The 11,990-nt window shown below is 45.4% G+C and carries 8 protein-coding genes; 6 read left to right on the top strand and 2 right to left on the bottom strand.

Annotated features, from left to right (window positions below):
• Nucleotides 1-140: 140 nt before the first annotated feature.
• Nucleotides 141-560: a YccF domain-containing protein gene (locus N4A56_RS12070; protein ID WP_293671014.1), complete on the top strand. Its 420-nt coding sequence runs from the start codon at nt 141-143 to the stop codon at nt 558-560.
• 100 nt (nt 561-660) lie between these two features.
• On the opposite strand, the gene N4A56_RS12065 is transcribed toward N4A56_RS12070, so the two are convergent.
• A complete protein-coding gene (locus tag N4A56_RS12065; protein ID WP_295547608.1) occupies nt 661-3,630 on the bottom strand; it encodes a DEAD/DEAH box helicase in 2,970 nt (989 codons plus the stop codon).
• Between the two features lie 225 nt (nt 3,631-3,855).
• Here N4A56_RS12065 and N4A56_RS12060 point away from each other — a divergent pair, with 225 nt between their 5' ends.
• Nucleotides 3,856-5,562 carry a Na+/H+ antiporter NhaC family protein gene (locus N4A56_RS12060; RefSeq protein ID WP_295547605.1) on the top strand — a complete coding sequence of 569 codons (1,707 nt, stop codon included), beginning with the start codon at nt 3,856-3,858 and terminating at the stop codon, nt 5,560-5,562.
• A gap of 180 nt (nt 5,563-5,742) precedes the next feature.
• Here the strand turns inward: N4A56_RS12060 and N4A56_RS12055 are convergent, their stop codons facing one another.
• On the bottom strand, nt 5,743-6,345 hold the full coding sequence (locus tag N4A56_RS12055) for a SagB/ThcOx family dehydrogenase (RefSeq protein WP_293671017.1): 603 nt from the start codon (nt 6,343-6,345) through the stop codon (nt 5,743-5,745).
• 1,060 nt (nt 6,346-7,405) lie between these two features.
• Between N4A56_RS12055 and N4A56_RS12050 the strand changes: the two genes are divergently transcribed.
• From N4A56_RS12050 to N4A56_RS12035, 4 genes are all read left to right on the top strand, one after another.
• Nucleotides 7,406-8,956 (top strand): ABC transporter substrate-binding protein, encoded by a 1,551-nt coding sequence (locus N4A56_RS12050; protein ID WP_295547603.1) that lies wholly within the window; start codon nt 7,406-7,408, stop codon nt 8,954-8,956.
• 173 nt (nt 8,957-9,129) lie between these two features.
• Nucleotides 9,130-10,107 carry an ABC transporter permease gene (locus N4A56_RS12045; protein WP_295547601.1) on the top strand — a complete coding sequence of 326 codons (978 nt, stop codon included), beginning with the start codon at nt 9,130-9,132 and terminating at the stop codon, nt 10,105-10,107.
• Between the two features lie 3 nt (nt 10,108-10,110).
• A complete protein-coding gene (locus N4A56_RS12040) occupies nt 10,111-11,022 on the top strand; it encodes an ABC transporter permease (RefSeq protein WP_295547599.1) in 912 nt (303 codons plus the stop codon).
• A 6-nt stretch (nt 11,023-11,028) separates the two neighbouring features.
• Complete coding sequence (locus N4A56_RS12035; protein ID WP_293671021.1) at nt 11,029-11,988, top strand: ABC transporter ATP-binding protein; 960 nt, start codon at nt 11,029-11,031, stop codon at nt 11,986-11,988.
• The last annotated feature ends 2 nt before the right edge of the window (nt 11,989-11,990 follow it).

The following is an 11,990-nucleotide window of genomic DNA, read 5'->3' as shown; positions in this document are numbered from 1 at the left end:
ATTATAGTAAATCGAAGAAACTTGCTTTTTATAGGAATTCATATTTATTATAAAAAGTTCAAATTTCATACACACAAGCTGACACTCTTATAAAAGACACTGGCAAGTCAGCGTGGCGTTATAACCAATCGAGAAGTAATATGCTTAAAATTATAATGAATATTCTCTGGCTCGTCCTAGGTGGGCTTGAAATGGCATTAGGGTGGTTTATCGCCGGAATCATCATGATTATCTCAATTGTCGGTATTCCGTGGGCGAGATCATGCTTTGTTATTGCCATGTTCACCTTATGGCCATTTGGTAAACAAGTGGTGAATAGAGAAGAAGTAACTGGGATGCCTGATATCGGCACAGGATGCCTTGGATTACTCGGCAATATTATTTGGTTCATCTTCGGCGGGTTCTGGCTTGCCATTGGGCACCTTCTGTTTGCCCTTGCAAACTTCATTACCATCATTGGTATCCCGTTTGGGTTCCAACATCTCAAACTTGCGGTAATCTGCCTTGCTCCTGTGGGAAAATCTGTGATTGATGACCCGCATTCCTTGCTGAACGACTAAAGTTCGTACTGCATTTTCGCATCAATACATTCCCACTCTTGGGATGTAATCTCCGAGAGTGGGAACCTAAATAACATTCTGTATTGATGGGATAAAAAAACTACCACGCGATAGGCACACGCACTTTTTGCTTCGCTTTATTGGTGAAAAGCAAGTAGCCGTGCTCTTTGCCGTATCTATAGATATCGCGGGTAATACGCACATCTGCTTCACAGTATTTGGCAATCTCGTCTACTTTTCCTTCTTTCCACCACGCAAGTGCTTGCAGCCCATCAGCAGATTTTGGGGCATTGAGTGTTGCAGAACCGATGTTATCGAGCGAGACACGATAGTTTAACCGCTTGCGAATTTCATCCAGCAGGTCGAGCGTTGGTAACGACTTAAGATTATACTCTGCGTAGGCAGAAAGCACTTTGTAATCAAAGCGGATAATATTGAATCCGATTATGCAATCAAAATCTTTCAGATGCTCAAGCAAGTCAGGCATATCTTCTTCCATATAATGGATGAATGTGTCTTCCTGCGAATCATAAAGAACAGCCACCGAAACCCGCATAAGATCTGCTCGATGCCAACCACCGACCTCCTGAGCGGAGCGTTGAGTTTCGATATCGAGCACTGCGTAGCGGGCTGGAGTATCCGTTGCTTCCGGTAGTGCTTGAACCTCTTTCAGAGATGACGCTGGTGATGCAGGTTTCATAGTTCTACTCGAGTCAACACTGCATACCGTTGATGCTGTGCATGACGGCTTTGCAAAAGTCTGCGGAAGAGGCTCCACCGTAAAAACTTCGTCGGCAGGCGGTGCAAATTCTCCCTTTGCCATTTCTTTAAGAAGAAAAATACTGCCAAGCTTATCGATAGGTCGATTGCCTGACCCACACTTAGGAGAATGCACACAACTTGGACACCCAAGCTCACAGCCGCAGTCACGAACCGTTGCGAGAGTCTGTTCAAATATATTTTCTGCCATGGTGAAAGCATGCCGTGTTAAACCAGCTCCCCCCTCCATGCCGTCGTATACAAAAACAGCAGGCTTCCCTACTTGTGCATGCATGGGAGTAGAAATGCCGCCAAGATCATTGCGGTCTGTCAGCACCAGAATCGGCAAGATTCCGATCATGGCATGTTCGAGCGCATGAATCCCCCCCATAAAATGAAGAAATTCGTCTTCAACCTTACGCTGGACACCAAGCGGCACTTCAAACCAGATACCTTCTGTTTCAAAAACAAGCGGTGGAAGTTCTAACGGAGTTATCCCGAGTAATTTACCACCTTGAACATTTCGTTTTTCATACCCGCTTATGATTTCTGTAACACGAAGCTTTCCGAAACATAAACGGGTTCCCCAAACATGCGTCTGGTCGAACACTTCCAAAATTTCTGTACTCTTATTACAACGAGTGCGTGTGTAATAGTTAACCCGTCCTTTTTTGGCTTTGGCTGTACGGGTTCCAAAATCCAGTTCAGTAATAGACCAAGTCTGCCCTTTATGCAGATACACAGCACCGGGATGCGTCTCTTTAAACGCTTTTACTCCATCAACACTGCCAATAACTGTACCGTCTTCTGATTCTATATGAAAATTATTGCCAGCGCCACGCAGGTCAACATGCCGATGCGGACGCTTTTTAGCAGCAAAGATGGTCGAACCTTCTGCGTCGCGTAACAGAAGACCACACTGTTCCAGTTCATGCACAGCTGTTGTCACTTCCGACTCCTGAAGCCACTCTTCGGAAGCACGTAACGTAAGCTCTGCTGCGGCACATTCAAGATGACGTTTTAATATGACAGGATTATGGGGGTTAAGAACAGCAGACTCCGGCGGACGAGTGAAAAATTCTTTAGGATGTCGCATGAAATATTGATCGAGCGCATCTTCACCAGCAACAAGAACAACTGCGGACTCTTGCTTTTTACGCCCAACCCTTCCACCACGCTGCATTGTAGACATTATTGAGCCGGGGTAGCCTACAAGAATACAGAGGTCGAGCGCACCAATATCTATCCCAAGCTCCAATGCACTTGTAGATATAACAGCCAGCAGCTCGCCACTGGACATTTTTTGTTCGATCTCACGCCGTTCTTCCGGCAGAAAACCTGCACGATACGCCGAAATTTTATCTTTAAAAGCTCCTGAATGCTGTCCCGCCCACATGCTGATTAGCTCTGTCATTTTACGCGACTGTGTATACACAATGGTACGCATGTTCCGCATAAGCGCAGATTTCAGCAATGAAATGGCAGCGGAGGATGGACTTTGTTCCGGATCCATAAAAACAAAATGGCGCTTACCTTGCGGAGCACCGCTTTCTGTAATGACCGTTGGAGCAATACCTGTAAGGTTTTCACATAACTCAGCAGGATTCCCGACTGTTGCAGAGCAAAAAATAAATGTCGGAGTAATGCCGTATTGCTTGCAAACCCTCAGCAGTCTTCTAAACAGTTGCGCCATGTGCGAACCCATGACACCGCGGTAGGTATGAACTTCGTCCACAACAATAAATTGCAACGACGCCAAAAATTCAATCCACTGCTCATGATGTGGTAAAATAGAAAGGTGCAGCATCTCAGGGTTTGTCATGAGTACTGTCGGGGGCTTTGTGCGTATTTTCTTACGAAAATGCGGCGTGGTGTCTCCATCGTAAATCGCCGCTTCAGGACGTGCATCTTTAGCCCAATGCGCTGTGAGAGATTGGAACGTTTTCAGCTGATCTTGCGCCAGTGCTTTAAGTGGAAACAAGTAAAGCCCCCGTGCATCGGGGTCTTGTAGAAAACGCTCAATCACCGGAAGGTTGTATACTAAGCTTTTACCACTTGCTGTCGGGGTTGCCACAACAACGTGTTTGCCAGCCCGAATATAATCCGTGGCAAGAGTCTGGTGCGCATACAACTGGCGTATGCCCTGCATCGCGAGCATATCTTTAATTGCCTGCGACCACGGACGTTTATTTTCTGCATGGGATGCATCAAGTTCCGGCAGCGTTTTATGGTAGACAACTTGATCTCCCAACCGTTCCGACTTGCATAATGCATCCACATATTCCGCTACTATATCTTTATCCTCATACATAGGCAGACCATGCTGCGCGCCCTTTTGAAAGTCAATCGTCAAACACTGTAATATCACAAAAAAGCAGTCGAACAATCTTCTATTGCAGACATGAAACACAAAACAACTGTAACACTTTGATTTGTTATTTAAATATTCGAAAAAACTTCACAGACAACGCTTGCAAAGCAAGAGTATTTCTTTTAGGTACTACGCAAAGAGAGCAATCTTCGGGAGAGAGATGTTATGAAATTTAGACAATTGTTTTTACTGCTTTCTGCAGTAAGCATTCTTTGTATTGCAGCCCCTGCTTTTGCTGCTGACTCAAGCAAAGGCGCTGCAAACTCACAAATTTTTGGATTCTGGACACTGGTTCCGCCGCTGGTAGCAATCATTCTTGCATTTATCAGCCGTAACGTTGTGTTGTCCTTGTTCCTCGGTGTTTTTTCCGGTGCAATGATGCTGGAAACCACCGGCTTTGATTTTTACCACGGCTTACTGGGTTCATTCCAGCGCGTTTCTCATGAAATTCTCGGCTCACTCGCTGATTCATGGAACGCAGGTATTGTACTTCAGTGTCTCGCAATTGGTGGTCTGATTGCAGTTGTATCCAAGATGGGGGGTACTCTTGCAGTAGCAGAAGCACTTGCGAAAAAAGCTAAGGGTCCACGCAGTGCCCAGTTCTTCACATGGCTCATGGGTCTGATTATCTTCTTTGATGATTACGCAAACTCACTGACCGTAGGTCCTATCATGCGTCCAGTTACTGACCGCATGCAGGTTTCCCGCGAAAAGCTTGCGTTCATCATTGATGCTACAGCAGCACCAATCGCCGGTATTGCACTTATTTCTACATGGGTTGCCTATGAAGTTGGTCTTATTAAGGACGGCTTTGAACAGGTTGGCATTCAGATGAATGCATACGGTGCGTTTGTTGAAACAATCCCATACCGCTTCTACAATATTTTCATTCTGTTCTTTGTTCTCGCAGGAATTATGCTTCTGCGTGAATTCGGTCCAATGCTGAAGGCAGAAGAACGTGCCCGTAAACACGGTAAAGTGTTAGCTGACAATGCCAACCCTATGGCTTCTGAAGAAACTACACAGCTTGAGCCGGGTGCACATGTTGTTCCTTCCATTTGGAACGCCATTATTCCAATCGGTACACTTATCGTAGCTGCATTCCTCGGCTTCTACTTCAACGGTCTTAGCGCTATCGACAATGCTGAGATGCTTGCAAAAATTAATGCCGCTCCATTCAGCTTTTTTGCTGTACGCGAATGCTTCGGCGCTTCCGATGCTTCTGTAGTTCTGTTTCAGGCAGCTTTACTTGCCGGTATCGTTGCCATGGTAATGGGCGTTTGCAAAAAAGTATTTACCATTGAGGAAGCCATCACCACTTGGATTCTCGGTATTAAGTCTATGACAATTACCGCTGTTATCCTCCTGCTGGCATGGTCTCTTTCCGGTATTATTAAAGAGCTCGGCACTGCAATCTGGCTCGTAAGCGTATTGTCCGATACACTTCCTCCATTTATTTTGCCGTCTATTATCTTCGTTCTCGGTTCCGTTATCTCCTTCGCAACAGGAACATCGTACGGCACAATGGGTATCCTCATGCCACTGGCGATTCCACTTGCTTGGGCTATCAACGGAGATCAGGCGTACCTGCTTCTTAACATCGCTGCGGTTCTGACTGGTGCTATTTTTGGTGACCACTGCTCACCAATCTCTGATACCACCATCTTGTCTTCCATGGGTTCTGCATGTGACCACATTGACCACGTTCGCACTCAGCTTTTCTATGCACTTGCGGTCGGCGGCGTATCAGTTCTCTTCGGATTCCTTCCGGCAGGTCTTGGTTTCTCACCAATTATCACCCTTCCGTTAGGTCTTGCAGCAGTAGTTGCAATGCTCTTCCTCGTAGGTAAAAAGCTGCCTGACGCAAGTTAGCAAGCTAGCCCTATATAAATAGAAAGCCCCCGCACCTGATTACATGTCAGATGCGGGGGCTTTGATTATATGAGCTGCCTTAACTATCAATCAGCCAAACTAGAACAGCCTAGTTTGGCTAAACAAAAAGTATATTGTGAGTATAGTCAGCGAGATAATGTGCTCACAAAAATTGCAATACTATTCGAAGCTTTTCCAGCCCACAGGCAGAACGAGCATCGGGTTATGCTCTGGCGGTAATTCAAGAAGATCCATCAGGTGTTCTTCTTTGAATGCTCCAACTTCAGTCACACCAAGCCCCAGCGCCTCAGCTTGAAGATAGCAGTTTTGCGCCATGTGCCCAGCTTCGAAAAAGGTGTAGGCAACACCGCGCTCACCAAATTTTTGTGAAATACGATCAAAGGCTGCCGTAATAACTAAGATAGCGGGTGCTTTTGCCATCCAGTCCTGTTCAATACAGACTTCCGCCACTTCTTCGCGCAGGTCGCCTTCTTCTACTTCTTCAAGAGAATGTCCGAGAGCATCGTACCGATACACTCCAGCTTCAAGTCCTTCTACATCACCCGCCACAACGTACAATTCCATAGGGTACATTGCTGCCGGAGATGGAACAGTGCGGCGATTCCATGGACCTTCTTCGCTGACACCATAGGTTGCCCACAAAAGCTGCCCGAGAGAATCCGGTGTCAATGACTCGTCTGCAAACTCACGGACACTACGACGGTTTGCCAGTGCAGTTTCAACAGAAATCGGACCTTCCATGCTTGGTTCTGGAAATTGCATATATATTCTCCTTGCTCAAACACGCTAAACAGTATGTGAGCATTTCAGATTGTATTATGCCTGTCTGATACAGTTGATCGACCTTTCACGCAAGAGGCAGGCTTCGGCGCGGGTTACAATCACCTAATTAGGCAGGCAACACGCCATCTATGGGTTCGCACAACCATAACCACCTGATAGACATAGCATACCACCACTAAATTTTACATAGTACCATCTTTTTCGACTCACGGGCACTTAGGCAGCCCAACAGTACTCTCAAAGCGCTTTCTACATAATTGTACAAAATCGCATTTTATCGAGTTTGCACCACCAATTTCGACGATATGAGTGTTTTTTACTATCCGGCACATTTTAAGTAACTACCATTTTCATCGTACTGATTTTCCGTGTTCTTTTACGTAAAAAGAACCACCAGCAAATTTTGTTTATGCTTCCTATGATGAAGCATCAGCGACACTTTTTTCGACATTTTTACTGAGTTTATTGCTGTTTTTCTGTATGACACTCAAATATAGCAGTAGCACTCAAAAAATAATTTACATTCATCACAGTGTGATGGCGCAAAGTGTATAGAAAAGTTGTTATTTATCGACATCTGTTGTACTAAAATGCCCACGGCAGGTAATTATCTTTTTCTTATTATCCTGATTTTCATAGCAGTTTACGTAAATGGAAAATATTGAAATCGACGCCATGAAAAATACATTTCAGCATCGTTCAATGCAATGTTCTTGCAGGTATAAAAAACATAGGAACATTTCCACATTCCATTCCCAACCGTTATAACAATCCTTACTTGCTGTTTTATAAGAACAAACCGTTGTAGCACTTTTTTTCGTATTTCAAAGGGGTACTACCCCGTACTTTCGGGGCTGCAACGGCAATAGGTTCATCTATCGCAAAAAAGCTTGACTTAAAAAGGTCTGAAAGGTTTTTATTTCGAGCTTTATATATTGTTTACAGTGCAACTCCGCATGGAATGTCATTTTAAACAATTTTGTGGTCTCTATTTGTTTTAGGTTGTCATTAGAAGTATTTCTAGTTTTGGAGGTTTCGGATGAAACGTTTGTTAACAGTACTTGCTCTTGCTGCTGTATTAGCACTTGCAGCAATTCCTGCTTCCGCTAAGACTCTGCGCTTAGCTTTGGACGCTGACCCAGTATCACTTGACCCGCATGTACAGCTTTCCGGCGGCATGGTTCAGTACTCGCATTTAGTATTCGATCCACTCGTACGTTGGAATAAAGATATGGGCTTTGACCCTCGCCTTGCTACCAAGTGGGAGCGCATTGATGATAAAACAATGCGTTTTTACCTCCGTAAAGGTGTAAAATTCCACTCCGGTAACGACTTTACTGCAAAAGACGTTGCATGGACTCTTGACCGCCTCAAAAAATCCGTCGACTACAGAGGACTTTTTGAAAAGTTTGAACCTGCTGTAGTTGTTGATGATTACACAGTAGACATCAAAACTAAAGTTCCTTACCCGCTTCTTATCAACATGGCTACATACATCTTCCCACTGGACTCCAAGTTCTACACCGGCAAAGATGAAAATGGTCAGGATAAAGATTTCATCGGTAAATCAGTACCTTCTTTTGCAAACGACAATGCTTCCGGTACTGGCCCATTCACCGTTGCAGAACGTGAGCAGGGTGTAAAAATGGTCTTTAAGGCTAACCCTAATTACTGGGCAGAGCATGGCAACATCACTGAAATCGACATGCGTCCTATTAAAAACGAAGCTACCCGTGTTGCTTCCATTCTTTCCGGCGACGTAGATTTCATCATGCCTGTACCTCCACAGGACTATGACCGTCTTGATGCTGCTGAAAACGTAGACCTCATCACCATGCCTGGTACACGTATCATCATGCTTCAGTTGAACCAGAAAAGTAACCCTGCCTTTGCAAACACAAAAGTTCGTCAGGCAATCGTATACGCTACCAACAACGTAGGTATCGTTAAAAAAATCCTTAAAGGCCGTGGCACTGCTGCTGCTCAACAGGGTCCTAAAGGATTCCAGAGCTATGTGGAAGACCTTCAGCCTCGCTACGATCTTAAAAAAGCAAAAGCTCTCATGAAAGAAGCTGGCTACCCTAATGGTTTTGAAGCAACTATGATTGCTCCTAACAACCGTTACGTTAAAGATGAGCAGATTGCTCAGGCATTCGTTTCCATGATGGCTCGCATCGGCATCAAAGTTAACCTCAAAACTATGCCTAAAGCTCAGTACTGGGATCAGTTCGACGCTCGTGCCGCTGATATCCAAATGATCGGTTGGCATTCTGATACAGAAGACTCTGCTAACTTTACAGAGTACCTTGCTGTATGTCCGAACAAAGAGACAGGCGCTGGTCACTACAACGCTAACGAATACTGCAACCCTAAAGTTGATGAACTTGTTAAACTCGCTAACTCCGAAACTAACGTAGAAAAGCGTAAAGCACAGCTTCAGGAAATTGAACGTATTCTCAATGCGGAAGCGGTATTTGTACCACTTCACTGGCAGGATCTGTCATGGGCTGGCAGCAAGCAGCTCAAAAATGCTCACGATATCCTCAACGTAATGAACCTTCCTTACTTTGGCGATCTCGTAATGAACTAGCATATATCAGGGGCGGCTTTTGCCGCCCCCTTTAATGATGGAGACAAACAGGCAACTGCCTGTCTGCTCAGTTCTCCGCTCACAGCGCGGAACCATTGAACCGACCTTTGTGCCGGTTCTCTTCGGTTTTAAGATACTGGGAATTAATTCACCTTTAACCCCTAACACCCCATATGTTTGCTTTTATTGTTCGAAGAGTGACGCAGGCGTTAATCGTCATGTTTGTCATATCCATCATCGGGTTCGGTATTAAATATTCGTTCGGTGATCCAGTTCGTGAGATGGTCGGAATTAACGTTTCCGCTGCTGAGCGTGAAGCAATTCGCGACCAGCTGGGTCTCAATGACCCAGTTGTGGTTCAGTGGGTACGATTTGTAAAAAAAGCTGCGCACGGCGATCTTGGTCGTTCCTTCTTTTACCGCAAACCAGCTACTGAGGTAATTTTAAAAAAGGCTCCTGCGACTCTGGAACTTGTTATAGCAAGTGCCATCGTCATTATTGTTCTTTCCGTGCCTATCGGTATTTATGCAGCTGTTAAACCACGTTCGTGGCTTGCCCGTTTATTTATGGGAGCCAGTATCGTTGGTGTTTCTATTCCTGTTTTCCTTACCGCACTCTTACTCATCTACGTCTTTGCGGTAGAGCTGCACTGGCTTCCTTCCTATGGTCGAGGCCCAACGGAAGCCCTGTTCCCGGGATGGGAAAGTAACTTTTTAAGCTGGAAGGCTCTTAAACACCTTATCCTTCCTACTATTGCGCTTTCTTCCATTATGCTCCCACTTTTTATCCGCCTTATCAGAGCGGAAATGGTTGAAGTGTTGCAAACAGAGTACGTTAAATTTGCCCACGCAAAAGGTCTTAACCCGACCCGCGTTCTGATGGTGCATGCATTTAAAAACACCCTTCTTCCTGTTATTACAGTGGGTGGCGTACAGCTTGGTATTATGATTGCGTACACAATCCTCACTGAAACAGTATTCCAGTGGCAGGGTATGGGCTTCATGTTCATTGAAGCTGTAGAACGCTCCGACACCGCTTTGCTCGTTGCATACCTTGTTTTCGTTGGTGTTCTTTTTGTAATCGTGAACACCGTTGTGGATATTATTTACGGACTGGTTAACCCAATGGTTCGTGTTTCGGGGAGGAAGTAATCCATGTGGCAAAAATTTAAAGATACCTACTTTTGGTATAGCTTCCGCCGTGACCCTGTTGCGGTCGGCAGTTTCATTATTTTAGTTATTCTGCTTTTAATGGCGATTCTTGCGCCAGTGCTTGCAACACAAAACCCGTACGACGGTGCAACTATCGATTTGATGGATGCTGAAACACCGCCTATGTGGACACCGGAAGGACTTGATTCCTTCTGGTTAGGTACAGATGCACAGGGACGCGACATCTGGTCTACAATTTTATACGGAACCCGCATTTCACTCCTCATTGGTCTTGGTGCGGTTGCATTGCAGTCTTTTCTGGGAATCATCATCGGCTTAACAGCAGGTTACAAGGGCGGTCGAGTAGACACCTTCCTGATGCGTGTTGCTGATGTGCAGCTTTCCTTCTCATCATACATGGTTGCAATCTTCTTTGGTGCAATTTTGCAGGCAGCACTGGGTGTTTCACGCTATGCAGATGTTGCTGTTCCATTCCTTATTTTTGTTATCGGGTTCTCTGAATGGCCACAGTACGCACGTACTGTACGCGCCTCCGTACTTGCAGAGAAAAAGAAAGAATACGTTGAAGCAGCACGCGTTATCGGACTTCGCCCAATGCGTATTATGTTCCGTCATATTCTTCCTAACACCCTGACTCCTGTTCTGGTTATTTCTACAGTTCAGGTTGCTAACGCTGTAATGAGTGAAGCTGCACTTTCTTTCCTCGGGCTTGGTATGCCTGTTAACCAGCCTTCACTCGGTTCTCTTATTAAATCCGGCTTTGCCTACTTTATGAGTGGCAGCTGGTGGATCACCCTGTTCCCGGGACTCGTTCTCGTACTGCTGGTATTATCCATCAACTTGCTCGGTGACTGGCTCAGGGACTTCCTGAATCCAAAACTGTATAAGGACTAAGGAACAATGGAACACCTTTTAGATGTAAAAGACATAGTAGTTCAGTTCCGTATGCGCGACATTGCGCTTACGGCTGTAAATAATGTTTCGTTTTCTGTAGATAAAGGCGAACGCCTCGGTCTTGTAGGCGAATCCGGCGCAGGCAAATCTGTTACCGGCTTCTCTGTCATCAACCAGATTTCAAAACCGGGCTTTATCGCCAGTGGTTCTGTAATGTTCGAGGGTCAGGATTTAGCGAAGCTTGATAACAAGCAGCTGCGTACTATTCGCGGCAATCGCATTTCCATGATCTTTCAGGACCCAATGATGACGCTCAACCCTGTTTTGACCATTGGTCAACAGATGATTGAGACTGTGCTTGCGCACAGCAAAGTGTCTAAAAAAGAAGCTGAGAAAATCGCTCTGGAAAAACTGCGCAAGGTGTACATTCCTTCACCGGAAAAACGCCTCAAACAGTACCCGCATGAATTTTCCGGTGGTATGCGTCAGCGTATTGTTATTGCTATTGCTTTGCTGACAGACCCTGCACTCATCATTGCTGATGAGCCTACAACGGCACTTGATGTAACCATTCAGGCTGAGATCATGGATCTGCTTCTCGAGCTGTGCGAGAAGGACAACATGGGGCTTATCCTTATCACACACGATCTTGGTGTTGTTTCTCAGGTTACAGAAAAAATTGCTGTTATGTACGCTGGTCGTATTGTTGAGATGGGTTCAACAGACACTGTCTGTGCAACTCCTACCCACCCATACACACAGGGACTTATTGCAGCATTACCGGACGGCGCCGAAGGTGATCGTCTTAACCAGATTCGCGGCTCTATGCCTAGCCTTACTAATATTCCTAAAGGCTGCGCATTCAACAACCGTTGCGACTACTGTAAAGACATCTGTTTTGAAGTGGTGCCGGAGCTCGAACGTAAAAAATCCGGCGTGTTCGCTGCCTGTCATGTTGTGGAGTAGGC

Source organism: Halodesulfovibrio sp., from assembly GCF_025210605.1.
In the GTDB taxonomy this organism is placed as follows: Bacteria; Desulfobacterota; Desulfovibrionia; order Desulfovibrionales; family Desulfovibrionaceae; genus Halodesulfovibrio.
This window is presented reverse-complemented; position numbering and strand designations above follow the sequence as displayed.